The sequence below is a fragment of the Streptomyces sp. NBC_00370 genome, assembly GCF_036084755.1.
In the GTDB taxonomy this organism is placed as follows: Bacteria; Actinomycetota; Actinomycetes; order Streptomycetales; family Streptomycetaceae; genus Streptomyces.
This window is the reverse complement of the sequence record NZ_CP107968.1, coordinates 3759010-3785957: the sequence shown is the minus strand read 5'-3', so window position 1 is coordinate 3785957 and position 26948 is coordinate 3759010. Positions and strand designations below refer to the sequence as shown.

22 protein-coding genes are annotated in these 26948 nt (G+C 72.7%); 10 read left to right on the top strand and 12 right to left on the bottom strand.

The window, feature by feature from the left end; all coding sequences use genetic code 11:
• Positions 1-36: 36 nt before the first annotated feature.
• Positions 37-2382, bottom strand: a complete 2346-nt coding sequence (locus OHS57_RS16795; RefSeq protein ID WP_328585085.1) for a heavy metal translocating P-type ATPase — start codon at positions 2380-2382, stop codon at positions 37-39.
• Between the two features lie 163 nt (positions 2383-2545).
• Between OHS57_RS16795 and OHS57_RS16790 the strand changes: the two genes are divergently transcribed.
• Together OHS57_RS16790 and OHS57_RS16785 are read left to right on the top strand one after the other, a co-directional pair.
• Positions 2546-3265, top strand: a complete 720-nt coding sequence (locus OHS57_RS16790) for a copper homeostasis protein CutC (RefSeq protein WP_328582478.1) — start codon at positions 2546-2548, stop codon at positions 3263-3265.
• Positions 3266-3304: 39 nt separating this feature from the next.
• Positions 3305-3649 (top strand): hypothetical protein, encoded by a 345-nt coding sequence (locus OHS57_RS16785; RefSeq protein WP_443042905.1) that lies wholly within the window; start codon positions 3305-3307, stop codon positions 3647-3649.
• Here the strand turns inward: OHS57_RS16785 and OHS57_RS16780 are convergent.
• Entirely contained in the window at positions 3636-5723 is a 2088-nt protein-coding gene (locus tag OHS57_RS16780; protein ID WP_443042904.1) for a HelD family protein, read from the bottom strand. The genes OHS57_RS16785 and OHS57_RS16780 overlap by 14 nt on opposite strands.
• A 272-nt stretch (positions 5724-5995) precedes the next feature.
• Here OHS57_RS16780 and OHS57_RS16775 point away from each other — a divergent pair, with 272 nt between their 5' ends.
• Positions 5996-6169 (top strand): hypothetical protein, encoded by a 174-nt coding sequence (locus OHS57_RS16775; RefSeq protein WP_328582477.1) that lies wholly within the window; start codon positions 5996-5998, stop codon positions 6167-6169.
• 35 nt (positions 6170-6204) lie between these two features.
• Here OHS57_RS16775 and OHS57_RS16770 read toward each other — a convergent pair whose 3' ends face one another.
• Positions 6205-7848, bottom strand: coding sequence for a DNA repair helicase XPB (locus OHS57_RS16770; protein ID WP_041988397.1), 1644 nt, complete (start codon positions 7846-7848; stop codon positions 6205-6207).
• Between the two features lie 187 nt (positions 7849-8035).
• Here OHS57_RS16770 and OHS57_RS16765 point away from each other — a divergent pair, with 187 nt between their 5' ends.
• Positions 8036-8764, top strand: a complete 729-nt coding sequence (locus OHS57_RS16765) for a VanZ family protein (protein WP_328582476.1) — start codon at positions 8036-8038, stop codon at positions 8762-8764.
• A 115-nt stretch (positions 8765-8879) separates the two neighbouring features.
• Here OHS57_RS16765 and OHS57_RS16760 read toward each other — a convergent pair whose 3' ends face one another.
• Entirely contained in the window at positions 8880-11390 is a 2511-nt protein-coding gene (locus OHS57_RS16760; RefSeq protein WP_328582475.1) for a helicase-associated domain-containing protein, read from the bottom strand.
• A 186-nt stretch (positions 11391-11576) separates the two neighbouring features.
• Between OHS57_RS16760 and OHS57_RS16755 the strand changes: the two genes are divergently transcribed.
• Positions 11577-12617, top strand: coding sequence for a hypothetical protein (locus OHS57_RS16755; RefSeq protein ID WP_328582474.1), 1041 nt, complete (start codon positions 11577-11579; stop codon positions 12615-12617).
• 332 nt (positions 12618-12949) lie between these two features.
• On the opposite strand, the gene OHS57_RS16750 is transcribed toward OHS57_RS16755, so the two are convergent.
• The 3 genes from OHS57_RS16750 to OHS57_RS16740 are packed head-to-tail and all read right to left on the bottom strand — an operon-like array spanning position 12950 to position 15929.
• Complete coding sequence (locus tag OHS57_RS16750) at positions 12950-13789, bottom strand: ABC transporter ATP-binding protein (RefSeq protein ID WP_328582473.1); 840 nt, start codon at positions 13787-13789, stop codon at positions 12950-12952.
• Complete coding sequence (locus OHS57_RS16745; RefSeq protein WP_328582472.1) at positions 13789-14850, bottom strand: FecCD family ABC transporter permease; 1062 nt, start codon at positions 14848-14850, stop codon at positions 13789-13791. Before OHS57_RS16745 ends, OHS57_RS16750 begins: the two co-directional genes overlap by 1 nt.
• The gene (locus tag OHS57_RS16740) at positions 14847-15929 is read right to left on the bottom strand and encodes a FecCD family ABC transporter permease (protein WP_328582471.1); all 1083 of its coding nucleotides are present in this window, start codon (positions 15927-15929) and stop codon (positions 14847-14849) included. The genes OHS57_RS16745 and OHS57_RS16740 overlap by 4 nt, the downstream gene beginning before the upstream one ends.
• Before the next feature lie 117 nt (positions 15930-16046).
• On the opposite strand from OHS57_RS16740, the gene OHS57_RS16735 reads away from it, so the two are divergent.
• Positions 16047-16712 carry an HAD family hydrolase gene (locus tag OHS57_RS16735; protein ID WP_041988411.1) on the top strand — a complete coding sequence of 222 codons (666 nt, stop codon included), beginning with the start codon at positions 16047-16049 and terminating at the stop codon, positions 16710-16712.
• On the opposite strand, the gene OHS57_RS16730 is transcribed toward OHS57_RS16735, so the two are convergent.
• On the bottom strand, positions 16661-16948 hold the full coding sequence (locus OHS57_RS16730; protein WP_041988414.1) for a hypothetical protein: 288 nt from the start codon (positions 16946-16948) through the stop codon (positions 16661-16663). The two genes, OHS57_RS16735 and OHS57_RS16730, sit on opposite strands and share 52 nt — an antisense overlap.
• 198 nt (positions 16949-17146) lie before the next feature.
• On the opposite strand from OHS57_RS16730, the gene OHS57_RS16725 reads away from it, so the two are divergent.
• Positions 17147-17530 carry a cold-shock protein gene (locus OHS57_RS16725; RefSeq protein ID WP_041988417.1) on the top strand — a complete coding sequence of 128 codons (384 nt, stop codon included), beginning with the start codon at positions 17147-17149 and terminating at the stop codon, positions 17528-17530.
• A gap of 25 nt (positions 17531-17555) precedes the next feature.
• Here OHS57_RS16725 and OHS57_RS16720 read toward each other — a convergent pair whose 3' ends face one another.
• Genes OHS57_RS16720 through OHS57_RS16705 form a run of 4 tightly spaced genes read right to left on the bottom strand, consistent with a single transcriptional unit; the run spans position 17556 to position 20981 of the window.
• Positions 17556-18395: a 1,4-dihydroxy-6-naphthoate synthase gene (locus OHS57_RS16720; RefSeq protein WP_041988419.1), complete on the bottom strand. Its 840-nt coding sequence runs from the start codon at positions 18393-18395 to the stop codon at positions 17556-17558.
• On the bottom strand, positions 18392-19096 hold the full coding sequence (locus OHS57_RS16715) for a futalosine hydrolase (protein ID WP_328582470.1): 705 nt from the start codon (positions 19094-19096) through the stop codon (positions 18392-18394). The genes OHS57_RS16720 and OHS57_RS16715 overlap by 4 nt, the downstream gene beginning before the upstream one ends.
• Positions 19097-19103: 7 nt before the next feature.
• Entirely contained in the window at positions 19104-19604 is a 501-nt protein-coding gene (locus OHS57_RS16710; protein WP_041988424.1) for a hypothetical protein, read from the bottom strand.
• Between the two features lie 27 nt (positions 19605-19631).
• On the bottom strand, positions 19632-20981 hold the full coding sequence (locus OHS57_RS16705) for an MFS transporter (protein ID WP_041995948.1): 1350 nt from the start codon (positions 20979-20981) through the stop codon (positions 19632-19634).
• Positions 20982-21360: 379 nt separating this feature from the next.
• On the opposite strand from OHS57_RS16705, the gene OHS57_RS16700 reads away from it, so the two are divergent.
• From OHS57_RS16700 to OHS57_RS16690, 3 genes are all read left to right on the top strand, one after another.
• Positions 21361-22278 carry a DUF3027 domain-containing protein gene (locus OHS57_RS16700; RefSeq protein WP_041988427.1) on the top strand — a complete coding sequence of 306 codons (918 nt, stop codon included), beginning with the start codon at positions 21361-21363 and terminating at the stop codon, positions 22276-22278.
• A gap of 484 nt (positions 22279-22762) precedes the next feature.
• Positions 22763-25885, top strand: coding sequence for a sacsin N-terminal ATP-binding-like domain-containing protein (locus OHS57_RS16695; protein WP_328582469.1), 3123 nt, complete (start codon positions 22763-22765; stop codon positions 25883-25885).
• A gap of 102 nt (positions 25886-25987) precedes the next feature.
• Complete coding sequence (locus tag OHS57_RS16690) at positions 25988-26842, top strand: DUF5707 domain-containing protein (protein WP_328582468.1); 855 nt, start codon at positions 25988-25990, stop codon at positions 26840-26842.
• Positions 26843-26948 lie beyond the last annotated feature (106 nt).

The following is a 26948-nucleotide window of genomic DNA, read 5'->3' as shown; positions in this document are numbered from 1 at the left end:
GACCCAACCATTGGCCCAGCCGCGGGCCGGGGCGGACTACGAGCTGACGGGGATACGTGCGGGGGAGGCGGCCTCCGTCTTCGGCTGACCGCTCGCGTTCTCCAGGGCCTTGAAGCGCCGCAGCCGCAGCGAGTTGCCGACGACGAAGACCGAGGAGAAGGCCATGGCGGCGCCGGCGATCATCGGGTTGAGCATGCCGGCCGCCGCGAGGGGGATCGCGGCGACGTTGTAGCCGAAGGCCCAGACGAGATTGCCCTTGATGGTGGTGAGCGTGCGCCGGGCCAGCCGGATGGCGTCGGCGGCGGTACACAGATCGCCGCTGACCAGGGTGAGATCGCCGGCCTCGATGGCAGCGTCGGTCCCGGTGCCCATGGCGAGTCCGAGGTCGGCCTGGGCGAGGGCGGCGGCGTCGTTCACCCCGTCGCCGACCATGGCGACGGAGTGCCCCTCGTCCTGGAGGCGCTTGACGACGTCGAGCTTGTCCTCGGGCATGACGTCGGCGATGACCTCGGTCACCCCGATCTCGGCGGCGACGGCCTCGGCCACGGCCTTGTTGTCACCGGTGAGCAGGATCGGGTTCAGGCCAAGGGCGCGGAGCCTGCGGACGGCCTCGGGGCTGGACTCCTTGACCGCGTCGGCGACTTCGATCAGGGCGCGCGCGTGGCCGTCCCAGGCGACGGCGACGACCGTGCGGCCCGCCGCTTCGGCGGTGAGCCTGGCCGTCTCCAACTCCTCGGGGAGACGGATGTCCTGGCCGGCGAGGAACGCCGTACGGCCGACGAGTACGGCGCGGCCTTCCACCACGCCGCGCACACCGAGGCCGGGGACGTTCGCGAAGTCCTCGGGGGCGGGAAGGCCGTCGAAGCGGGCGGTGGCCGTCTCGGCGACGGCGCGGGCGACGGGGTGTTCCGAGGCGGCCTCCAGCGCGCCGGCGGTACGGAGCGCGTCCGGCTCGTCGACCCCGTCGGCGGTGTGGACGCGCTGGAGGGTCATCCGGCCGGTGGTGACGGTGCCGGTCTTGTCGAGGACGACGGTGTCGACCCGGCGGGTGGACTCCAGCACCTCGGGGCCCTTGATGAGGATGCCGAGCTGGGCACCGCGGCCGGTGCCGACCATGAGGGCGGTGGGAGTGGCGAGACCGAGAGCACAGGGGCAGGCGATGATCAGTACGGCGACAGCGGCGGTGAAGGCGGCGGTCATGCCCTCACCGATGGCGAGCCAGAAGGCGAGGGTGGCGAGGGCCAGCACGATGACCACGGGCACGAAGACGGCCGAGATCCGGTCCGCGAGACGCTGCACGGCGGCCTTGCCGTTCTGGGCGTCCTCGACCACCCGCGCCATCCTGGCGAGCTGGGTGTCGGAGCCGACCCGGGTCGCCTCCACGACGAGCCGGCCGCCGGCGTTGAGGGTCGCGCCGGTCACCGCGTCGCCCGCGGCGACCTCGACCGGTACGGACTCGCCGGTGAGCATCGAGGCGTCCACGGCCGACGACCCCTCGACGACGGCCCCGTCGGTGGCGATCTTCTCGCCGGGACGGACCAGGAACCGGTCGCCGACCCGCAACCGCGCGGTGGGCACGGTCACTTCCCGGCCGTCGCGCAGCAGGGTGACCTCCTTGGCGCCGAGCTCCAGCAGCGAGCGCAGCGCGGCGCCGGCGGTGCGCTTCGAGCGGGCCTCGAAGTAGCGCCCGGCCAGGATGAAGGCGGTGACGCCTGCGGCGGCCTCGAAGTAGATGTTGCTCGCGCCGTCGGAGCGGGCGATGGTCAGCTCGAAGGGGTGCCGCATGCCCGGCATACCGGCGTCGCCGAAGAACAGCGCCCACAGCGACCAGAGGAAGGCGGCGGAGGTACCGACGGAGATCAGCGTGTCCATCGTCGCGGCGCCGTGCCGCAGATTGGTCCACGCGGCGCGGTGGAACGGCCAGGCGGCGTACGTCACGACGGGGGCGGCGAGCGTCAGCGACAGCCACTGCCAGTTGTCGAACTGGAGGGCGGGGATCATCGCCATCGCGATGACCGGCACGGCGAGGACGACGGAGGTGATCAGCCGCTGCCGCAGCGTCCGCAGGGCGCCGTCCTCGGCGCTGTCCGGTCCCTCGCCGCTCAGCTCGTCCCCGGTGGGGCGGGCGGGCGCCGGTTCCTCGGCGGTGTAGCCGGTGGCCTCGACGGTGGCGATCAGATCCTGGACGGAGAGATCGGCACCCCGGTAGCTGACCTTGGCCTTCTCCGTGGCGTAATTGACGGTGGCCTCGACACCGTCCATCCGGTTCAGCTTCTTCTCGACACGGGCCGCACAGGAGGCACAGGTCATGCCGCCGATGACGAGTTCGATCTCCGCCGTCGCCGCGGTGTCAGCGGGGCCGGTGGTCCGGGTGAGGCTCATGGTGTACCGCTCCTCGTGGTCGACCAGTTCCTCCATAGTACCCCCTAGGGGTATGGATGACGGGGTCCGGTGATGCGGGGGAGCAGTACCGCCGTTTAGGCTGAGACATTGGACTAGACCTATAGCCGGGCGCTTTGTCCGGACACGAGCTGAATGGGATCCCATGAGCAAGCGTGCAGTCCTGGAGGTGATCGCGCTCGACGCCGACGACGCGACCGCCGCCCGGAACGGGGGTGCGGACCGCCTTGAGCTCGTCACCGACATGGCGGCCGACGGGCTGACCCCGACCCGCGAGACCTTCGCCGAGATCCGCGCCGCGGTCGACATCCCGCTGCGCGTGATGCTCAGACTGGCCGACGGCTTCGCGGCCGGCGGCCCACGACAGGTCGACGAACTGGTCGGCAGGGCGCGGGCGATGCGGGCCGAGGGCGCGGAGGAGTTCGTCTTCGGCTTCCTCGACGCCGACGGCACCCCCGACCTGGTGACCGTGGAGCGCCTGGTCGCCGAGCTGGACGGCTGCCGCTGGACGTTCCACCGCGCGATCGACCGCGCCGTGGACCGCGACACCCTCCGCAAGGAACTCGCCGACATGCCCGGCCTCGACACCTACCTCACAGCGGGCTCCCCGGCCGGCGTCGACGACGGCATGCCGATCCTGCTGGCCGAGGCCGACGCGGCGAACCGCGCCGAAGCGGGCTACGGACACCACATCCTGGTGGGCGGCGGGCTGCGCCTCGGCCATCTCCCGCAGCTGCTGACCGCCGGTATCGACGGCTTCCACATCGGCAGCGCGGCCAGGCCCGACGGATGGGACGCCCCGGTGTCCGCGACGGCGGTACGCGAATGGCGCGAAGCACTCGACGCACCGCGCCAGGACGGCTGACCCGCCGGAGCGGCCGAGGCCAGGCCGGGGCTCGGGTTCATGGGCTCAAGGGTTCACCGCTGTGCGTGCGCGCCGCGCCTGCCCGTATCGACCTGCGCACCGGCTGGATCATCGCGCCGCCGCGCGGCCGACCTGGGCAATGCCGTCCTGCCCCAGCTGGTCCTGGTCGAGCTGATGGAGTCGGGCGCGCCGGCGCGCCAGCTGCGCGGTCGTCACCGCCGCCGCCGTGACGCCATGACGGCGGCGATCGGCGCGCACCTCCCGCAGGCGACGGTGCACGGCGCTGCGGCGCTCGCGCGCGGCGTCCTCGGCTACGCGGCGAGCACCCGCACGGACATCGCGGAGGGCGTCGCGGCCGTCGCGGCAGCCGTCAGGGACCTGTGACCCCGGCCGCCGCCAGCGCCTCGGGCAGCGGCTCCCCGTGCAGCACGATCAGCCCCGACACCGCACGCGTCAGCGCCACATACAACCGCCGCAGCCCCGTGCGCTCATCCGGCTCGCCCGCGACCACGGCCGCCGGCTCGTCCAGGACGACGTAGTCGTACTCAAGTCCCTTGGCCAGCGAGGCGGGTACGAGCGTCAGCCGCGACTCGGCCGTCGTCTCCTCGCCCGGCGACAGATACGGCAGGTCCGCGGCCGTCAGCGCCTTCGCCAGCGCCGGGACGCGCGCGTCCGCCGCGATCAGCCCCGTCGACCCCTCGTGCGTCAGCGACTCCACGCACGCCGCCACCACCGCGTCGTCCAGGCCGCCGGCCGCCGTACGCACCGACAGCGAGCCCGGCGACTCACGCACCGACTCCACCTCGGCCAGCCCCGGCGAGATCACCGGCAGCAGCCGCGACGCGTACGCGATCACCTCGCGCGGCACACGGAAGCCCGCCGTCAGCTCCTCCACCACCGCTTCCGACTTGCCCAGATGCTTCAGCGCCTCCGCCCAGCTGCCCGTCGCCCACGGCGTGGTCCCCTGCGCCAGATCCCCCAGCACCGTCGCCGACCCTGTCGAGCAGCGCCGGCCCACCGCGCGGTACTGCATCGGGGAGAGGTCCTGCGCCTCGTCGAGGACCACATGCCCCAGCGAGTGCGTACGGGCCACGAGATCGCCCACCTCGTCGATCAGCACGGCGTCGGCGGGCGACCACCTCACCGACTTCAGGCTCCGCGCCGGCTTCTCCCACAGGATCGTCCGCTGCTCGTCCGCCGTCAGCAGCCCCTCCGCGTGCTCGGCGAGGAACTCCGCGTCGGACAGCAGCCGCAGCACCAGCTTCGCCGGATCGACCGGCGGCCAGACCGCCTTGACCACGGCCTTCACCGCGGGATTACGGGCGACGGCGTCCTGCACCCGGTCGTCCGGCGCCTCACCCGCCTGTTCCATCCGGACCAGCACGGCATGCGCGATGCGCTGCGGCAGCGCCTCGCGCGCCGCCCCGTAGCGGATGTCGCGGTCCAGCAACTGCCGGACCAGCTCCTCGATCTCGTACGCGGGGACCCGCCAGCGCCGCGAACCGCGCACCACCACCAGCGGCTCGACGGGCATCGACACGTGCGAGCGCACCGCGCGCCGCAGCACCTCCGCCAGCCGCGCGTCCCCCTTGACGACGGCGGCGGGCGCCGCGTCCGTACCCCGTACCTGCACGGCCGAACCGACCAGCTCGTCGACCGTCGCCTGCTTCACCTCCAGCTCGCCCAGGGCGGGCAGCACCTGCTCGATGTAGTGCAGGAAGGACGCGTTAGGACCGATGACGAGCGTGCCGGTACGGGCCAGCCGTTCGCGGTGCGCGTACAGCAGATACGCCACCCGGTGCAGCCCCACGGCGGTCTTGCCGGTGCCGGGCCCTCCCTGGACACAGACGCTGCCGCTGAGCCCGGAGCGGACGATCTCGTCCTGCTCGGGCTGGATCGTCGCCACGATGTCCCGCATCGGGCCGACGCGCGGCCGTTCGATCTCGGCCTGCAGCAGCTTGCTCGACGTGGCGGTCTCGGCCGGGTCGGACAGATGCTCGTCCTCGTACGCGGTCAGCTCGCCCGACGTGTAACCGAAGCGGCGGCGCAGCCCCACGTCCAGCGCGTCCTTCTTCGACGCGCGGTAGAACGGCTGCGAGACGGGCGCGCGCCAGTCGACGACCATCGGGTTGCCGTCCGCGTCGTGCACATGCCGTCTGCCGATGTAGAAGCGCTCGCCCTCGGCGCCTTCGGCCTGCTCGGCGCCGACCGCGTGCAGATAGTCGAGCCGGCCGAAGAAGAGCGGGGTGTGGGACAGGTCGGCGAGCGCCTTGATGCGGTCCTCGATCTGCGCCTCCAGGGCGGCCGCGTTGACCCAGTTCGCCGTCACGTCGCGGATGTCGAGGGACTTCACGTCCTCGCGCATGGCGCGCAGCGCGGCGCGCGAGGCAAGGAGATGGGCCCGTTCCCGTTCGAGCGGACCGGGGCCGGGTGTTGATTCAGGGGCGTGCGCGGGCACGGTGCTGCCTCCGGGGAGTGGTACACGTCAAGGGCGGCCGTCCGGTTTCCGTCCGGACAGCGGCACTCCGCAGAGGGAGGCGGGGAAGGGGGAGATTCTAGTCAGCGGCCCACGTACGGCGCGAATGCTTTTCCGGCGGCGACTCCCGTGAGGACTACACGGCCGCCTCCGTCCCGTAGGGGATGCCGTACGACTCAGGGCATACGCGGCCGGCCGTACGGTTCAATCTGCGGAGCGATGCCGGGGACGGGCCCCGCGGCCATGCTGGACACATGACCACAACGACCTTCACCCCCACGCACGGCGCGGCCGGAACCGCCGCCGCCGGCCACTCCACTCCCCGGCTCGGCGGCGCGCTGCGCGCGGTCAAGTCGTTCGTCAGCGCCGCGATCGGCGTGGCCGTACTCGGCGAGTTCGCCGAAGAAGCGGGCGTCAAGCGCCGCTGACGCCCGGCCGGCCCGTGGTCGGTCCGCCCCCGGGATCAGTTCCCGGCCAGCAGCTCGTCCGCGTCGATGATGCGGTACGCGTAACCCTGCTCGGCCAGGAAGCGCTGCCGGTGTGCGGCGAAGTCCTGGTCGATCGTGTCCCGCGCGACGACCGAGTAGAACCGCGCCTCGTGCCCGTCCGCCTTCGGACGCAGCACCCGGCCGAGCCGCTGCGCCTCCTCCTGGCGCGAGCCGAACGTCCCGGACACCTGGATCGCGACCGTCGCCTCCGGCAGGTCGATCGAGAAGTTCGCGACCTTCGACACCACCAGCACCGAGATCTCGCCCTGCCGGAACGAATCGAAGAGCTTCTCGCGCTGCGCGTTGCTCGTCTCGCCCTTGATGACCGGCGCGTCCAGATGCTCACCCAGCTCGTCGAGCTGGTCGATGTACTGCCCGATGACCAAGGTCTGCTCGCCCTGGTGCTTGCGCACCAGCGCCTCGGTCACCTTCCGCTTCGTCGCCGTCGTCGCGCAGAAGCGGTACTTCTCCTCGGTCTCGGCCGTCGCGTACGCGAGCCGCTCGCTGTCCGTGAGATTGACGCGTACCTCGACGCAGTCGGCGGGCGCGATGTAGCCCTGCGCCTCGATCTCCTTCCACGGCGCGTCGAAACGCTTCGGACCGATCAGCGAGAACACGTCCGACTCGCGGCCGTCCTCCCGTACCAGCGTGGCCGTGAGCCCCAGCCGCCTACGCGCCTGGAGGTCGGCGGTGAACTTGAACACGGGCGCGGGCAGCAGATGCACCTCGTCGTAGAGGATCAGCCCCCAGTCGCGCGAGTCGAACAGCTCCAGATGCGGATAGACGCCCTTACGGCGCGTCGTCAGCACCTGGTACGTGGCGATGGTGACCGGGCGGATCTCCTTGCGCGTACCGCTGTACTCGCCGATCTCCTCCTCGGTCAGCGAGGTGCGCTTCACCAGTTCGTGCTTCCACTGCCTGGCCGAGACGGTGTTGGTCACCAGGATCAGCGTCGTCGCCTTGGCCTGCGCCATCGCACCGGCGCCCACCAGGGTCTTGCCCGCGCCGCAGGGCAGCACGACCACGCCTGAGCCGCCGTGCCAGAAGTTCTCCACTGCCTGCTTCTGGTACGGGCGCAGCGCCCACCCTTCCTCGTGCAGCTCGATCGCGTGCGCCTCGCCGTCGACGTAACCGGCCAGGTCCTCGGCGGGCCAGCCGAGCTTCAGCAGCGTCTGCTTGATCTGGCCGCGCTCGGAGGGATGGACGGCGACGGTGTCCGGGTCGATCCGCGTGCCGACCAGCGGCGCGACCTTCTTGGAGCGGAGGATCTCCTCCAGCACCGGGCGGTCGGTCGAGGTCAGCACCAGACCGTGCGAGGGGTGCTTGGAGAGCGTGAGCCGCCCGTAGCGCGCCATCGTCTCGGCGACGTCCACGAGCAGGGCATGCGGAACGGGATAGCGGGAGAACTCCACCAGCGCGTCGACCACCTGCTCGGCGTCGTGCCCGGCCGCGCGCGCGTTCCACAGCCCGAGCGGGGTCAGCCGGTAGGTGTGGATGTGCTCGGGAGCCCGCTCCAGCTCGGCGAACGGAGCGATGGCGCGGCGGCAGGCGTCAGCCTGTTCGTGGTCGACCTCAAGCAGCAGTGTCTTGTCGCTCTGGACGATGAGAGGTCCATTCACAGCGGCGCCCTTTCCGTATGCCAAACGTCCAGTGTCGCGCATCGGGAACCGATACGGGGCGGTGCGCTCCCAACCGCTTATCCGGGCGCTGTGCGGGCAGCAGGGTGTCATGACCGCTGAAACGGAACGGGCCACGTCCGGAGTCGCCGCCCCGGCCAGAAATCCATGGCGCCGAACCGCCTTAAGAGTGCTGATACTTGTGGTGGCCTTCGTCGCGCTGGTCGCCTTCTCCGTCGTCCTGGCGGAGCTGACGCTGACCCCCTCGCCCGCCTCCGCGCAGATCGCCGGATCGAACCTGCACCCGGGCCGCTCGCTGCGGCAATACCTGGAGGACTACACCTTCCTGGCCGCCTGCAAGCAGATAGGCGGCAACATCGTGATGGGGGTGCCCTTCGGGCTGATCCTTCCGGTGCTCGTGCCGCGCAGGCTGCGGATGATCCGGGTCGTGCTGCTGACGGCCGTGGTCATGGTGCTGGTGGAGCTGGCGCAGGGCTCGATCGTCGAGGGCCGCGCCTTCGACGTGGACGACGTGATCATGAACACGAGCGGTGCGCTGATCGGGTACCTGCTGCTGGGCCGCCGTATCGGCCGCAAGTACCACTCGCTGGGTGTGGCGCCGGTGGAGAGGGATTCGCAGAAGCGGTCGGAGCGGACGAAGCGGTCGGCCCGTTCGGAGCGTTCCGAGCGTTCCGAGCCGAAGACGACGGTGGACACGAAGACGGAGCGCGGGCCGGCCTCCAGGCTGCGGCCGAAGTCGAAGCCGACGACGAAGGCGGGCACGACGAAGGCGAGTACGAAGACGCTCACGAAGCCGAAGACCGCCAAGCCCAAACTCACCCCCAAGGCGACATCCGCCAAGGTCGAGGCCCCCTCGTGGAGCGAACGGATCAACCGTTTGGCACGATCCAGGCGTTGACCTGGGCGAACGCCCGTTGTCAGTGGTCGCTGGTACGCATAGGGACATGAGCGAAGCCGCGGTGCGATCCAGGACGGATCGCACCGCGGCTTCCTTCATGTCCGTCGCGAGTTCGTCAGGCCGGGTCGTCGGCCAGTTCGGCTACTCCTGTGATGCGGTGCAGGGGGAAGGTTCGTACGACGTCCGCCGTGTGGTCGTACGCGGTGACGAAACCGCCCTCGACCCGTACCGGGGCGATGACGCGCTGGCTGGCCGCGCCGTCCACGTTGACGTAGCCGATCCAGATGGTCGCGCCGGTCATCGCCGCCGCCTGGACGGTGGCCAGGGTCTCGGCCGCGTTCGTCCGGGGCAGGTCGCCGGTGGCCACCGGTTCCGAGCCCGGTTTACGGACGGCCGTCGCCGCCAGGTCGCCGGCCCTGATCGCCTTCACCGCAGCGCCCAGCAGGACGGGTTCGGGGGCGCGTGGGCCGTCGGGGACCGGGGCGGGGGCGGTGCGGGCCGGGGTGCGGTGGGCGAAGGCCCGGGTGATCAGTACGTCGCCCTCGGCGGACTCGGCGGCGGGCGCGAGGCCCATCGACCGGAGGCCTTCGAGCAGCGTCGTCGGGTCGGCCTGCGCGGCCAGCACCGTCGGGGCGATGCGCCGCAGCCGCAGTCCCTGCGACCGCTTGTCGGCGAGGATTTCGCCGAGCAGCGCGTCGTCGTCGCAGCGTACGTACGCGGACGCGGCGCCGACCCGCAGGTGGCCGTGTCTGCGGGCCACATCGTCGATGAGATAGGAGAGCGGCTGCGGTACGGGCGTACGGCTGTGCGTCTTGAGGAATTCGTGCAGGTCGGAGGCGGTCTGTCCGGCGTCGAGTGCGCGCCGTACGGATCCGGGTGTGAACCGGTAGACGGTCGCGCCGCCCTTCGACTCGATCTCGGCGGCGACGGAGAGGAGTTCGGCCAGGGGGCGCAGCAGCGGGCCGGGGGCGACGGCGGTGAGGTCGGCCTGGAGGAGGACGTGGTCGAGGGGTTCAGGAAGGAGCGGGGCGAGCGCGTGGGCGGCGCGCTGGGTGGCGGCGGAGAGTTCGGCGTCGGTGAGGGTGAGGGCGGGGGCGCCGGGGTCGGCGGCGGATGCGGTGCCGGACGCGGCGCCGGGGGGTGTCAGCAGCGCGCGGCCCTGTGACGACAGCGCTCCGCGCCCGGTGACGCCCAGCAGTTCGGCGTCGCCGAGGGTCCAGGCGGCCAGCCTGGACCGCAGGTCCTCGGGCCGGCCCGCCGCTGCGGCGGTGCGCAGCGGGCGCTCCCAGCGCAGCCGCTCCAGCAGCGACTCCGGGTCGGCGGCCGAGTCCTCGGGCAGGGTGGCGAGCAGGTGCAGCACCCGCTGCCGTACTTCGGGAGCCGGACCGCGGTCGAGGTCGGGGCCGAGCGCGGCGAGGGTGCGGCCCTTGGTGTCCTGGGTGCCGACGAGACCGGGCGTGCGGGTCGCCGTCAGCCAGGCGGTGACGAGACGTGCCCACTTCTCGGGGTCGGGCAGTTCCTGCCAGTCGTCGTACGCGGGGGTCGGTGCGTACCGCTCGTCGGACTCGCCGTCCGCCGCCAGCAGCCCTGCGGCGAAGGCCAGTTCGACCCAGAAGGCCGCCAGGGTCTCGGTGACGCCGAGGGCTGTCGCCGTGCGCTTGAGGTCGCGTACGGACAGGCCGCCGGCCCGCAGCACGTTCGGGCCGCCCTCGTTCCAGTCCTTCGCCAGCTCCTCGATGGTGCCGAGCGCGGTGAACGCCTGGGCCGCCGCCGCGCTGTCCACAACCTGTGGACGGTATTCGGCGCGGGCGGCGACGGCGGGCGCGGCCGGCTCGACCACGCGGTGCGCGCGGCCCGCGCGCAGATGCAGCGCGACCTCGCGCGGCAGCACGACCGTGCGGGTCGACGCGGGCAGCAGCAGGCCACGGTCGCGCAGCCACTGCACGGGCGGCGTGGGGCTGGAGGTGACCTCGCCGTACGGCGGGCCCCACACCAGCCGGTCCAGCACCGACAGGGCCTCCATCGGCGCGGTGTCCAGCAGGGCCGCCATTCGCGTGCGGTCCGTGAACAGCTCGGTGAGGGAGGCGACGGCCGAGACCGGGTCGTGCGTGCTCGGCAGCCACGCGGCGGTCAGGATCTCCTGCAGCCGCGTCGGCGACATGCCGACCGTGGCCTCGGCGACGGTCGGGCCGAGCCCGGTCGGCGAGGGGTGGGTGGGGGAGGGGGCCAGGATCTCCCGTGCGGTGCGGACCAGCCGCAGCCGGTCGTCGTCGCCCCAGATCAGCGCCTGGTCGCGGAGGGTCGCCACGGCGGTGGCGACGCCCTGCGCGATCCGCTCGTCACCCTCGTCGCCGGTGAGCAGCGCGCGCAGCGTGTCGTACTCGGCGGGCTCGGGGGCGACGGCGAGCGCCTCGGCGGTCTGCAGCGTGAACCGGTCGAGCCGCTCCAGCGCGCGTACGACGGAGGCGCGGGTGCCGGCCCGGGTCGCGAGCTGCGAGATGTCGTTCGGCACGGGCGACAGCAGGTCGGGCCGCGCGCGCAGCAGGGCGGTGAGTGACTCGTCCCCCCGGCCGCGCAGGGCCTCCGCGAGCGTGCGCGGTGGCGTACCGCCGGTTCCTTGTGACACGTGCGCCTCCTGTTCGGGCTCGCTGGTTCCCCATCCGCCCCAAGGTAGCCCCTCGGCGGGTCCCGGCCCGCGCGCCGCCGTCGCGCGAGGGGCCCGTACCGGCCGTCACGGGCTGGACGTACGGGGATGACTCCGACACCATCGCGAGCGGACGTCATGTGTGAAGTGGTCTGTGCGGAGGGCTGTGTGGGGATCGAGAGCGATCAGCTCGTCTACGACTATCTGAGCCGCGTCGGGGATGTGGCCCAGCAACAGCAGCTGCCTTCCGGGACCCGGATGAGACTGGTCTCGACCCTGCGTAACGAGATCGACCGGCAGCGCGGCAAGTTCGGCAGCGACAACCCCGCGTCCGTGCGCCGCATCCTGGGCCGCCTCGGTGAGCCGGACGAGGTGGTGCGCGCGGCGACCGGAGCGGGTGACGGCGGCGCCGTCACGTACTCACCGCCCCCCGAACCGCCCGCGCCCGCCGTCCCCGAGCAGCGCACCCGCTGGGGCCGCGCGCCGGGGCGCGGGCGCCGGGCCGACATCCCGCGCCAGAAGTCGGACTCCCCGCCGCCGGCCCCGGAAGGGGCGCCGCCGCATCTGGCGGGCATGGACGAGATGGGCCCGACCGGCGCGGCCCCCGACTGGTGGCGGGTCGAACCGGGTCCGCTGGGCGGCCTGGGCTCGATGGGCGCGGGCACGGACGTGCCGGGGTTCGTGGGCGGGGTCGAGATCCCCGAACTCCTCAAGCCGCCGATGCGGCCCCGGAAACCGCCGGGCGCGGCGGAGTCCGACGAAGCGGACGAAGACACCGGCCCGGTGGAAGCGGCCCCGCCGCCGCTCGTCGTCCGCCGGCTGCGTCTGCGCCGCCGCCGCGGCGCGGAGGGCAAACCGGAGAAGGCCCGAGCCGGCCTGTCGAACCCGCTCCTGCTGCTGGCGGCGGCCCTGCTGGTGGCCGGTGCGTTCCTGGGCTCCTGGCTGGCCCTGGGCGGTGGCTGGCTCCTCGCCTACGCCTCACGAACGCTGTCCCGCGCGGAAGCGAAATGGGCGGTCTTCGGCCTCCCGGGCGTGGCGGCGGCGGGCGGCCTGGTCTGGCTCTGGGGCGAAACGGCGGGCCGCTGGGGCAACCCCATCCCGCAGGGCGGCATGGGCGAAGCCCTGTCAGGCCTCTGGCCGGTAGTGGTCCGCACGGCGGCCGTGGCCTCGGCCCTGTACCTGGTCTGGCGAGCGAGGCGCCGCGGCTGACGGTTTCCGCAGCCGCGAACCTTCGCGCCGCGCCCGCCTCGGACGCCACGGGTGCGCCCGTCGCAGGGACGGCGAGATGCCGGCCCGGTACGCGTGCGCGTTGCTCTGATCGGCCGGACGGCGGTCCTGACACGGGCCCGACCAGGGCCCGTTGGCACGGTCCGGGAGCCGGCACCCGCGCACAGCCGTGCCGGTGGCGCGCTACGGCCGCCCCGGGGTCGGCAGCCCTCGGCCCGCACCCCGTCTGCCCCTTCGCGGCCCGGCGAGCGGCCCGCCCTCCGGGCGCTGACGCACAGCCGCACGGGCCCGCGCCCCCGCCAAGGGGCACGCGCCTATCCCTTCGCCGGCTCCGTGGCCTCCGGCACCTCCGAGCCCTCCCCGCCCTCCGGGCGGTACGGCTCTCCCGGGACCACCAGCGGCGCGCCGGTCACCGGGCAGGGGATGACCACCGACTCCAGGCCGAAGACCTCGCGTACCAGGGCCGCCGTCACCACCTCCGACGGTGGGCCCTCCGCCACCACGTGGCCCTCTTTCATCGCCACCAGGTGGTCCGCGTAGCGGGCTGCCTGGTTGAGGTCGTGGAGGACGATGACGACCGTGCGGCCCTGGTCGTGGTTGAGGCGCCGGACCAGGTCCAGGACTTCCACCTGATGGGCGATGTCCAGGAACGTCGTCGGCTCGTCCAGCAGCAGCAGGTCCGTCTCCTGGGCCAGGGCCATCGCGATCCAGACGCGCTGCCGCTGGCCGCCGGACAGTTCGTCCACCGGGCGGTCGGCGAGCGCCGTCACGTCCGTGCGGCGCATCGCCTCCGTGACGGCGCGTTCGTCCTCGTCCGACCACTGCTGCCACCAGCTCTGGTGCGGCTGGCGGCCCCGTGAGACCAGGTCGGCGACGGTGATCGCCTCCGGGGCTGCGGGGGACTGCGGCAGCAGACCGATCGCCCGGGCGATCTTCTTCGTCGGTATCTTCGCCAGCTCCGCGCCGTCCAGCAGCACCGCGCCCCGGCGCGGCTTCAGCAGCCGCCCCAGCGCCCGCAGCGTCGTGGACTTGCCGCAGGCGTTCGGGCCGACGATCACCGTCACCCGGCCGTCGGGGACGGCCAGATCGAGGTCGTGGACCACCGTGCGGTCGTCGTAGGCGAGCGTCAGATCGCGGGCCGTGAGCCTGCTCATCACTTTCCTCCTGCGGTACGGCTGCGAATGATGAGCCAGATCAGGTACGGCGCGCCCACCGCCGCCGTCAGGACGCCCACCGGCAGCTCCGTCGGCGCCAGCACCACCCGCGCCAGCAGATCGGCGAACACGACGACGAACGCGCCCATCAGCGCCGACGACAGCAGCGGGATCTGCGCGGTACGGGTCATCCGCCGCGCGATCTGTGGCGCCAGCAGCGCCACGAAGTCGACGGGACCGGCCGCGCCCGTCGCGACCGACGCCAGGATCACGCCCAGGACGACGAGGCCGAGCCGGACCCGGCCGAGCCGTACGCCCAGCGCCAGCGCCGTGTCGTCGTCCATGGAGACCGTGCGCTGCGCGTACGCCGCCCACAGCACGGCGGGCGTCAGCACCAGCAGGACGAGTGCGAGCGGCGCCGCCTCGTCGTAGCCACGGCCGTTGAGCGAGCCCGTCATCCACACCTGGGCCTGCTGGGCGACCAGCACGTCGCCCTTCGTCATGAACAGGGTCGTGACGGACCGCAGCGCGATGGCGAAGCCGATGCCGATGAGCACGAAGCGCGTCGCGTGCAGCCCGCCGCGCCACGCGAAGGCGTACACCAGCGCCGCTGCCAGCAGTCCGCCGCCGACCGACAGGTACGGGAGCGCCGTGTATGAGGTGACGCCGAACGTCATCGCGCCGACCGTCACCGCGCCAGCGCCCTGGCTGATGCCGATGATGTCGGGGCTCGCGAGCGGATTGCGGGCGACGGTCTGGATCAGCGCGCCCGCGATCCCGAAGGCCACCCCGACCAGCAGCCCCAGCACCATCCGGGGCAACCGCAGCGTGCCGACGACCAGTTGGTCGGGGGACGGCCGGCCGAAGACGACCTTCAGCACCTCGCCGGGCGCCACGAAGCTCTCGCCCACGCACAGATACGCGACGCACACGGCGGCCAGCAGCACCGCCAGCACGCCGGCCACCGCTGCCGCCCGCCGGTGCAGCAGGAACGAGCCGCGCCCCGCCCGCACCCGCGCGTAACCGGCGGGCCGTACCGGGACAGCCACAGGCGCCGTCATGCCGGTACCGCCTTCCTGCGGACGAGAAAGACCAGGAACGGGACGCCGATCAGCGCCGTCATCACCCCTGCGGGGACCTCGCTCGGCGGGAAGACGATCCGGCCGATCACGTCCGACACGAGCAGCATCACCGGACCGACGAGCGCCGCCATCGGCAGCACCCACCGGTGGTCGCTGCCGACGATGGCCCGCGCGATGTGCGGTACGGCGAGGCCGACGAACGCGATGGGCCCGGCGGCAGCGACCCCGGCGCCGGTGAGCAGCGTCGCACCGACGCCGCCCACGATCCGTACGGTGGCGACGTTCTGGCCGAGCCCCTTCGCGACGTCGTCGCCCAGCGCCAGCGCGTCCAGCCCGCGCGCGACCGACACCACCAGCACCGCGCCGATCAGCAGGAACGGCCAGACCTGGCCCGCGACTCCGGCATCGCGCCCCGCCACGGACCCCACCTGCCAGAAGCGGAACTCGTCGAGCGTCGCCGCGTTCGTGGTCAGTACGCCCTGAGTCACCGACACCAGCAGCGCGTTGACGGCCGCGCCGCCCAGCGCCAGCTTCACCGGCGTCGCACCGCCCCGGCCGCTCGAAGCGATGGCGTACACCACCACCGAAGCGACGGCCGCGCCCGCGAAGGCGAACCACACATAACCGGACAGGGTGTGCACACCGGCCACCGAGATGGCCAGCACCACCCCCACCGACGAGCCCTGGCTGATGCCGAGGATGCCCGGGTCGGCGATCGGGTTACGGGTGATGCCCTGCAAGGCGGTGCCCGCCAGCGCCAGCGCCGCACCGACCATCAGCCCCAGCAGGGTGCGGGGCACCCGGAGTTGGCGGACGACTTCGGCGTCGTCGCTGTGCCCGCCGTGCAGCAGCGCGTCGAACACGGCGGACGGGCCGACGGCCCGCGCCCCGACGCCGAGGCTCAGCAGCACCGCGAGCAGCAGGGCGACGACCGCCGCCGCGGTCCAGCCGGCCCGGCGGGCGAGCACGGCCCGCCGGGCACCGGGAGCGCCTTCGTCCTGGGTCCTTCGACCGGTGTTCGGGGTGGCACTCGGGCTCGTCGGGGCGGCGGCTGGCATCAGGACCAATCAACAAGATCAGCGGGCGGAGACAGCGAAGACGTGTCCCCGGGATGGTTAGGCTTGGCTAAGTCTAGCCAGCCGGATCCGGCCGCCGACCTGGGCACAATGGGTCTCATGGCATCCCTCACGGCGCGGCAAGGACCCACTGTCGGTTTCGACCTCGATATGACGCTCATCGACTCGCGACCCGGCATCCACGCCGCCTACCAGGCACTTTCCGCCGAGACCGGCGTCTTCATCGACGCGGACCTCGCCGTGACGCGGCTCGGTCCGCCGCTCGACGAGGAGTTGGCGCAGTGGTTCCCGGAGGACCGGATAGAGGAGATGGGTGACCGTTACCGGGAGATCTATCCCACATTCGCGATCACCCCGACCCTCGCGATGCCCGGCGCCCGCGCCGCCGTCGCCGCCGTCCAGGAACTCGGCGGCCGGGCGATCGTCGTGACGGCCAAGCACGAGCCGAACGCCGAACTCCACCTCTCCCACCTCGGCATCGAACCCGACGCCGTGGTCGGTTGGCTGTGGGCCGAGGCGAAAGCGGAAGCGCTCCGCGAGTACGGCGCGACGGTGTACGTCGGCGACCACACCGGTGACGTACGCGGCGCCCGCGCGGCCGGCGCGCTCTCCGTCGGCGTACCGACAGGGCCCTGCGACGAGCAGGAGCTGCGCGCCGCCGGCGCCGAGGTGATCCTGCGTGACCTGACGGCCTTCCCCAACTGGCTGCGCGGTTACGCGGCCGAGCGCCCCGCGCGCGACGCGGCCGCGGCCGACTTCGCCTGACGGCGCTGCGCGCCGATCGTGCGCAGTATGCCGACGGCGGCGATGACGAACCCGACCGCCATCAGCATGCAGATCGCGTAGGCCACCGAAGGAAACGGACGCGTGCCGAGGAACAGCGGCGCGACGGTCACCAGCGTGGCGACGGCGCCGACGATGAAGACGATCGCGCCGATACGGACCAGGCCGTCGCCGGGAGCGGCTTCGTCCGCGGTGCGGGGTGCAGGAGTAGCAGTCACCTCACCAGGGTAGTTCCATGCCGACGGGAGCGGACAGGAACCGTCCGGCGACGTCTTGTCACCAGCCCCTGGACCACTAGCCTTGGGGATGGCGGGTCAACGGGCCCGCTGTAGTGCTCTCCAGAGCGTTTTTTCCGTGCTGCGCGCGCCCCGGCGGGCCGGAGCGCGCCCCTTACGAGAACGAGGACGAGGACAGACGTGCCTACCGGCAAGGTCAAGTGGTTCAACAGCGAGAAGGGCTTCGGCTTTCTCTCCCGCGACGACGGCGGCGACGTCTTCGTGCACTCGTCCGTCCTGCCCGCCGGAGTCGACGCGCTCAAGCCGGGCCAGCGTGTGGAGTTCGGCGTCGTGGCCGGCCAGCGCGGCGACCAGGCCCTGTCGGTCACGGTGCTGGACCCCGCGCCCTCCGTCGCCGCCGCGCAGCGCCGCAAGCCCGACGAACTCGCCTCGATCGTCCAGGACCTGACGACCCTGCTGGAGAACATCTCCCCGATGCTGGAGCGCGGCCGCTACCCCGACAAGGTGCACGGCAAGAAGATCGCCGGACTGCTCCGCGCGGTGGCCGACCAGCTCGACGTCTGACCGGCCCGCCCACCCGACGGCACGGCTACACGAAACGCAGCGCGTCAGGGCCGAGGGGCGGTACGAGCCCCTCGGTCGCCGCCCGCGTCAGCAGGCCGCGTACGGCCGCGTAGCCGTCCTCGCCCAGGTCGGCGGTGAACTCGTTGACGTACAGGGCGATGTGCTGGTCGGCGACGGCCGGGTCCATCTCCTGGGAGTGCTCGTCCACGTACGGCCGCGCCGCCGCCGGGTCGTCCCACGCCATCCGCACCGACGTACGGGCCGATTCGGCGAGCAGCCGCAGCGTCTCCTCGCCCAGCGAGCGCTTCGCGATGATCGCGCCCAGCGGGATCGGCAGCCCCGTCGTCGTCTCCCAGTGCTCGCCCATGTCGGCCAGCGAATTCAGCCCGTAATCCTGATAGGTGAAACGCGCCTCGTGGATGACGAGACCGGCGTCCACCTTGCCGTCGCGCACCGCAGGCATGATCTCGTTGAACGGCATGACGACGATCTCGCCGACCCCGCCGGGGACGACGTCCGCAGCCCACAGCCGGAACAGCAGATACGCCGTCGAGCGCTCGCTCGGCACGGCGACGGTCTTCCCCGTCAGATCGGTGTCCGCGTCCCGCGTGAGGACCAGCGGCCCGTTGCCACGGCCCAGGGCCCCGCCGCACGGCAGCAGCGCGTACTCGTCCAGTACCCACGGCAGCACGGCGTACGAGACCTTCAGTACGTCGAACTCACCCCGCTCCGCCATGCCGTTGGTGATGTCGATGTCCGCGAACGTCACATCGAGCGCCGGCGCGCCCGGCACCCGGCCGTGCGCCCAGGCGTCGAAGACGAACGTGTCGTTGGGGCAGGGCGAATAGGCGATCTGCAGGGTCATGACGACTCCTCGAAAACGGGGGTGAGCAGCGTGACCGCGCGCCGCAGCGACTCCAGCGCCGCGCCGATCCGCCAGGCGTCCCGGTCGCGCGGTCCTACGACGTTGGAGATCGCGCGCAGCTCGGCACAGGGAAGGGCGTACCCGGCCGCGGCCTCGGCGACGCCGAAGCCCTCCATCCCCTCGGCGGCTGCCCGGGGGTGACGTGCGGTCAGCTCCGCCGTACGGGCGGCCGTGCCGGTCACGGTCGAGACGGTCAGTACGGGGGCGAGTACGGCCCCGGTCGCCACGGCCATCCGGGCCGTCAGCTCCGCGGGCGGCAGATGGACGCCGCGGCCGAAACCCAGTTCCTCGACGGCGAGAAAGCCGTCGGGCGTGTCGGCGCCCAGATCGGCGGCCACCACGGCGTCGGCCACGACGACCGAGCCGAGCGGGGCATGCGGCGCGAAGCCGCCGCCGATGCCGGCGGAGACCACCAGGTCGTACGGGTCACCGACAGCCAGCGCCGTGGCCGTGGCCGCGGCGACGGCGGCCGGTCCGACCCCGCCCGCGAGGACGCCCACCAGGGCGCCGCCCCCCGTCGTACCGGCGGTCAGGGTGCGACCACCGGGCAGCGGGGGCACCTCGCGGCGCTCGAACCCGGTCAGCCCGGCGACGACGGAGTCCGCCTCCGCCGCGACCGCCGTCACCACCAGTACGCGCATGGCAGCGTCAGGACTTCTTCTTCTTGAGCTCGAAGTGCCAGACACCGAAGATCTCCTGGCCGCCGGCGCCGCCGATCTCCACGACGCTGACCTGGAGGCTGTCCGGGGCGGGCTGGCCGGTCTGCTGGTTGGCCTGGAAGAACGAGGCGCCGGGGAAGGTGCGGTACGTCGTCTTGCTCGGCGTGCCCTCGGCCTGCTGGCCGTTGAGGAACAGCTCCCAGCCGTGGTCGGCGATCTTCGGGTCGACCCCGAACCTGACCGTGTCCTCGCTGGCGACCTTGATGCTGTGGCCGGCCTTCTCGTTCAGGCAGGGCTTGACGTCGCCCGACTTGATCGCGTTGCCGTCGTTGTAGCAGGACGCCTCGGTGTGGGTCGTACTCGTCCCGACCGTCACGGTGGCGATGGGGGTGGGCTTGTCACAGGCGGCGAGGACGAGGAGCCCGGCCGACACGGCACCGAGGGCGACACCGGCCCTGCGGCCCTTACCAGAGAAGAACGCAACGGTCATGGGCCGAAGGCTATCGGTCGTTCCGGCTCAGGCGGCGCGGGGGTGCGGCGAGCCGCGTCTGGCCGCACCCAGCAGCCCCCGTACAGCGGCGATCGCGCCGACCGCGATGACGCTCGCCGCGACCGACATCCCCAGCACCCCGTTGAGCGGCAGCGCGATACCCACCGCGCCGCCCACCACCCAGGCCATCTGGAGCACCGTCTCGGACCGCGCGAACGCCGACGTACGGACCTGTTCCGGCACGTCACGCTGGATCACCGCGTCCAGCGACAGCTTCGACAGCGCCTGCGTCAGACCCGCGACGGCGCACAGGATCGCCACCATCACCCCGCCGAAGAACAGCGCGGCGAAGACAGCCGCGGTCAGCGCGATCCCCAGCATCGAGGCGATGATCACCTCGGGACCCCGGGACTTCAGCGCGGCGCCCACCGCCGTACCCAGCGCGTTCCCCGCCCCGGCCGACACCCCCACGATGCCGAGCGAGACGGCCTCGCTCAGCCCGGACAGCGGCTGTTCCCGCAGCAGGAACGCGAGAAAGAAGATCAAGAAGCCGGACAGCGCGCGATGCGCCGAGTTCGCCTCAAGGCCGTGCAGCACCGAAGGCCCCACCGACCGCAGACTGGGCCGCTTCGTCTTCCCGTGCGCCAGCAGCTGCGCCTTGCGCTCACCCTTCGCCGAGTCGACCTTGGCGGGCATCGACAGCGCCAGGAACGTACCCCCGAGGAAGATCGCGCACGCCCCGTACAGCGGATACGGCGACCCCAGCGACTGCAGCCCCGCCCCGATCGGGGCGGCGATCCCCGTCGCCAGCAGCCCGGCCAGCGTCACCCGCGAATTCGCCCGCACCAGCGGGAAGCGCGGCGGCAGCAGCCGCGGTACGACCGCGCTGCGCACCACCCCGTACGCCTTCGACGCGACCAGCACGCCGAGCGCCGCCGGATACAGCTCAAGCCCCCCGGTCGCCACGGCGCTCGACATCGCGATGGCCAGGACGGCCCTGGTGAGCATCGCGATGGCCATGGCGGCGCGCCTGCCGTGCGGCACCCGGTCCAGGAGCGGACCGATCACCGGGGCCAGCAGGGTGAAGGGCGCCATCGTCACAGCCAGATACAGGGCGACCCGGCCGCGCGCCTCGTCCGTCGGCACGGAGAAGAACACCGTGGAAGCGAGCGCGACCGTGATCATGACGTCGCCCGCGCCGTTCACGGCGTGCAGCTCGATCAGTTTTCCCAGCCCGGACTCGCCCGCCCCATGGGCGTGCGTGACCTTGCGGATCCCCTTCGCCGTGCGGGTGAACGGCGCCCTCAGGGCACGACTCATGGCCCGCGCCGTCTTGCGGAGCGAGCCGGCGTCATCGGACGACCTTGCGGCTGCCACCCCGTCATAGTGCCCCACACGCCGGGAAACCGAACCGATCTCGGCCATGACGGGGCCGGGCGCCGCGCCGCTCCGACCCCTCCTCACCCGGCCCTCCGTAGGGTCACGGCCTTGTTGCGGTGTTGTCCGAACTGCGGGAAGAGACGGCGTGCAGGTGGGCGGGGGGCGAGAGAGGGGGTAGCGTGCGTAGCGCGCCACCGGCGGTTGTTCTCGGCCGCGCGCCTCTTCGTCATCCCGCAGAATGGATGACGGTAGGTGTGCCCGGGAAGTGGTCGGGCGTTGGACGTCGATGCGGTCCCCAGGTCCGCTCCGCCCTCGGCTCGTACACCGCTGATCGGCCGGCGCACCCGTGATACGGCGTAGGAGAGAAGCGAGACCTGTGAGTGCTGCGACGACGCGAAGCCGTACCCCTGACCGTCTGTGCGCCGAGGCGGTAGACCTCGCCAGGGCGGCCGCCGAGGAAACGGCGGCGCCCGCCGTCGTGGGGGAGCATGTTTCGGCGGTGGCCGACGGGGACCGCGTGGTCACCCACTTCTTCGAATGCAAGGAGCCCGGCTACCGGGGCTGGCGCTGGGCCGTGACGGTGACCCGCGCGTCCCGCTCCAAGCTCGTCACGCTGGACGAGACGGTTCTGCTGCCGGGCCCCGACTCGCTGCTGGCCCCCGAATGGGTGCCGTGGAGCGAACGGCTGCGCCCCGGCGACATGGGCCCGGGCGACCTGCTGCCCACCGAGGCGGAGGATCTGCGCCTGGAGCCCGGCTACACGGGCGAGGACGCGCCGCCGCCGAACTCGGTGGTCCCGGAAGTGGTCACTCCGCAGAACCTGGCGGACCTGGTGGAGGCGGAGGACGCGGAGCTGACGCCGCCGCTGTCGTCGCCGGCGCCCCCCTCGGAGCTGCCGGTGCGCGGCACGATCGCGGCCGTCGCCGAGGAGCTGGGCATGCGCCGGGCGCGTGTGCTGTCCCGGTACGGCCTGCACGTCGCCGCCGACCGGTGGGACGAATCGTTCGGCCCCAAGACGGCGATGGCGCAGGCGGCGCCCGCCCCGTGCGTCTCCTGCGGCTTCCTGATGCCGCTGGCGGGCTCGCTGAGGCAGGCCTTCGGCGTCTGCGCGAACGAGTTCTCGCCGGCGGACGGGCATGTCGTCTCGCTGGCGTACGGCTGCGGCGGCCACTCGGAGGCGGCGGTCATGCCGGCGCCGTTGCGGCCACCGCCGCCGGTACTGGACTCGATGGGCGCGGACGCGTTCCCGCTGGGCACGGGCCGTGAGCCGACGGACGGCCCGAGCCAGCCGTAGCCCTCGGGCGGGTTCCTGGTTGCGGTCTCGCTGTCTGGTGGCGGGTTCCGGGTCCTGCGGAGGGGGGTGTCCGGACTGCTTGTCGCATGAGCTCCTTCGCTTTACGTCCGGACACCCCCCTCCTCCGGCCCCGGCCCCCTCCCCCCGGCGGGTCCCAGCAGACCACCGCGTCAGCGCGGGTGAGCGGTGCCCTGCGGGCCGAGGTGTTGCCGCCCTGTGGGCCGGGGGGTGAAGGGGGTCGTGCAGGGGTGGTGTCCGGAGCGTAGAGCGTGATTTGTGGCGCATCTCGGCGGTGGCTCCGCGTCTCGGGAGTACGCGCCGTAAATCATGCAGCGCAGGACACGACCCCGGAACGGCCCCCGGCGACAACCGCAACCAAGACCCGCAACCACGGACCCGCACCCAAGGCACCGCACCCCGCCGGACGGCGACCCGGTACCTTCGGCCGGATACACGTCGGCCAGAACAAGAGCGGAGTCACAGCGTGAGCGTCAGGACGACCGAGGGTTCCGACCCGTTCGGAACTGCGCGGCTGCGGCGGGGAGTGCTCGACGCCTGGGGCGCCAGTCCCGCGCGGTTCAGGGAGGACGCCAACGCCGAGGAGGACCTCGCGCTCGGCGGCTACCGCGACCGGCTCGTCATCGAGCTGGCCCAGAACGCCGCGGACGCCGCCGCGCGGGCCGGTACCGAAGGGCAGCTGCGGCTCACGCTGCGGCGCCCCACAGACGGCGACGCCGTGCTCGTCGCCGCCAACACCGGCGCTCCCCTCGACGCCGTCGGCGTCGAGTCGCTGTCCACGCTGCGCGCCTCCGCCAAGCGGGACGACAACGAGACCGCCGTGGGCAGGTTCGGCGTCGGGTTCGCCGCTGTGCTGGCCGTCAGCGACGAGCCCGCGGTGATCGGGCGGGACGGCGGCGTGCGCTGGTCGCTCACCGACGCCCGCGCGCTGACCGAGGAGGCCGCGCAGGACAGCCCGGGGCTCGGGGACGAGCTGCGGCGCCGTGACGGGCACGTACCGCTGCTGCGGCTGCCGCTGCCCGCCGAGGGCACCGTGCCGGACGGGTACGACACCGCCGTGGTCCTGCCGCTGCGGGACGCCGCCGCGCTCGATCTGGTCGAGCGGCTGCTCGCCGGTATCGACGACGCGCTGCTGCTGACCCTCGCCGGGCTCGCCGAGGTCGTCGTCGAGACGCCCGAGGGCGACCGGGTGCTGCGGCGCTCCGAGGACGGGCCGTACGTGCATGTGGACGACAGCGCGGGCGGCGGGGACATCCACCGCTGGCGGGTGGTGGCCCGCAGCGGGGTCACCGAGGCCGCGCTGCTGGAGGGGCGGCCCGTGGAGGAGCGGCTGCGGCCGCACTGGTCGGTCACCTGGGCGGTGCCGGTGGACGGCGACGGCGCGCCCGCGCGGCCGCGTACGGCGCCGTTCGTGCACGCGCCGACGCCGACCGACGAGCCGCTGGGCGTTCCGGCGCTGCTGATCGCCTCGTTCCCGCTGGATCCGACGCGTCGTCATCCGGCGCCGGGACCGCTGACCGACTTCCTCGTGGGGCAGGCGGCCGAGGGCTTCGCGGAGCTGCTGGGCGGCTGGGAGCCGGTGTCGACGGGGACCATCGACCTGGTGCCGGGGCCGCTCGGCAAGGGGGAGCTGGACGGGCGGCTGCGGGCGGCGATCCTGGAGCGGCTGCCGAGGGTCGCCTTCCTGGCTCCCGCGGGGCCGGGTGACGAGGAGGAGCCGGCGAAGGCGCTGCGGCCGTTCGAGGCCGAGGTCGTGGAGGGCGCGAGCGCCGAGACCGTGCTGGTGCTGGCCGAGGTGCTGCCGACGCTGCTGCCGGGGGGACTTGAGCGCCGCACGGAGCTGCGGACGCTCGGCGTGGGCCGGCTGCCGCTGGGCGACGCCGTCGAGCGGATCGCGGGGGCCGAGCGGGCGCCCGAGTGGTGGCGCAGGCTGTACGAGTCGCTGACGGGGGTGGATCCGGACCGGCTGTCCGGGCTTCCGGTGCCGCTGGCCAACGGGCGGACGGCGATCGGGCCGCGGCAGATCCTGCTGCCGCTGCCCGACACGGAGGCACCGGCGGAGCTGGCCAGGCTGGGGCTGAAGGTCGCGCATCCCGACGCGGCGCATCCGCTGCTGGAGAAGCTGGGCGCGCTGCCGGCGACGCCGCGCGCGGTGCTGACGACCCCGCAGGTACGGGCCGCCGTGGCGGCCTCGATGGACGCGGGTGAGGTGTGGGACGAGGACGCGGACACGCCGGACGCCGACGAGCTGGCCGAGACGGTGCTGCGGCTCGTCCGGGACGCGGGACTTGAGCCGGGCGACGAGCCGTGGCTGGGGGCGCTGGCGCTGACCGACGAGGACGGCGAGCTGGCACCGGCCGGTGAACTGGTGCTGCCCGGCAGCCCGTTCGCGGCTGTGATGCGCGAGGACGAACTGGCCTTCTGCGACGGCGAGCTGGCCGAGCGCTGGGGCGAGCAGCCGCTCGCCGCGTGCGGGGTGCTCGCCAACTTCGCGCTGGTGCGGGCCTCGGACATAGTGCTGGACCCGGACGAACTGGAGCCCCGCGAGGGCGACTTCGCCGAGCCCGACGACGCCGGGCTGCTGGACGCCGTCGACGTGTGGTGCGAGGACGTGCTGGACCGGCTGCCCGAGACGCCGGTGCCGCCGGTCGCGACGGAGATCGTCGCCGTACGGGACCTGGATCTCGTGGACGACGATGCCTGGCCGCAGGCGCTGGCCCTGCTGGCGCGGCCGCCGCTGCGGGACGCGCTGACCTCGCCCGTACGGGTGCTGCTGCCCGACGGGACGACGGAGAGCGTCCGTTCGTACACGGCGTGGTGGCTGCGTGACCATCCGGTGCTCGACGGGCGGCGGCCTGCCGGGCTGCGTTCGGCGAACGGTGATCCGCTGCTGGCCGGGCTCTACGACCCGGTGGACGCGACCGGCTTCGACGACGTGCAGGTGCTGCGCGCGCTCGGGGTGCGGACCTCGGTCGCCGCGCTGCTGGACGAACCGGGCGGCGCCGCCGAGCTGTTGGGCCGGCTGGCCGAGCCGGAGCGGGACGTGACCCCGGCGCAGCTGCACGCGCTGTATTCGGCGCTCGCCGATCTCGATCCCGAACAGGTCACGCTGCCGGACGAGTTGCGGGTCGTCGTGGACGGCGTCGTGCGCGTCGTGGACGCCGCTGACGCGGTCGTCGCCGACGCGCCCGATCTGCTGCCGCTGGCGGCGGGGCAGGCGCTGCTGCCGGTGTCCCCGGTGCGGGTGGCCGAGTTGGCCGAGCTGTTGCAGGTGCGGCGGCTCAGTGAGGTGGTCGCCGCCGAGGTGACGTCCGAGGGTGAGGAGCATGCCGTACCGGCCTCGGTACGGGCGCTGCTGGGCGCCGCGACCCCGCAGACGTATGTGGAGCACGACGAGCTGGTCGCGGGCGGTGTCGAGTTGGACTGGCGCAGGACACCGGACGGGGTGCTGCACGCGGCGACGCTCGAAGGCGTGGCGGCCGGCCTCGCCTGGGCCGCGGGGCAGTGGCCGAGGCGGTTCGAGGTGGCCGCGCTGATCGAAGACCCCTCGCGCACCGAGGAGTTGGAGCGCGACCGATGGTTCGACTGATCTTCACGGCACGTCCATCTTCAGCAGGCCCCCTTTACGTGCCGGTCATGTGTGATCTGTCGGGTCATCACTCGTAGAACACATTTCCCAGGGGGGAAACACATGCGTATTCGCGCTGCTGTCGCAGTCGTGTCCGGCGCCCTGGCCCTGTCGGCACTGACCATGCCGGCATCCCAGGCCGCCCCGTCCCACGCCCGCCCGGGCGGGGGCCACCTCGGCTTCACACTGGACGGGCACACCGTCGCGCCGCAGGCGAAGCGGGCCGCCGCCGCGAGCGTCCCGACGATCGACAAGGTCGTCGTGAACGCCGGTGCGCCCACCGTGGTCGGCGCCGCCGCGCTGAAGACGGTGACCGTCTCCGTCACGGCCTCCGACGACTCGGGCATCTCCGACGCCTCCACGTTCCTGTGGATCGGCGCCGACGTGAACGACCCCGACGCCTTCGGCTTCGACCAGAACGAGGAAGCGGCCAGCTGCGTCGCGGCCAGTGCCACCACGTCGACCTGCACACTCACCGTCAGCCTCGACCCGGGCTGGATGCTCAACACCGACGCCCAGACCTGGCACGCGAGCGCCGCGGTGCTGGCGAACGACGGGGACGTCGTGCAGGACACCGTCGCGGGGTCGACAGCGGTCCAGCGGCTCGCGAAGCTGACCGCCGACGTCACCCCCGAGCCGCCGACGGCCGGTTCGACCGTGACCATCACGGGGCTGCTCACCCGCGCCAACTGGGAGACCAGGAAGTACGAGGGTTACGCGGGCCGTTCGGTGCGGCTGCAGTTCCGGCCGCCGACGACGACCACGTACGCCAACGTCAAGGGCATCAAGTCGACCACCACCGGTTCGTTGAAGACCACGTCGACGGCCACGGTCACCGGCTTCTGGCGCTTCGACTACCTCGGTGACGCGGTGACCAACCCGATCTCGTCGCCGGCCGACGGTGTCACCGTGAAGTAGACGTCAGCAGAAACTTCACTTCGAGTTCACATCGAACACAACCATTTGTGCCCTGTTGTTGTCTGATCCTTCGAGCCACCAGGCTCCAGACCAGACAGTCATTGGG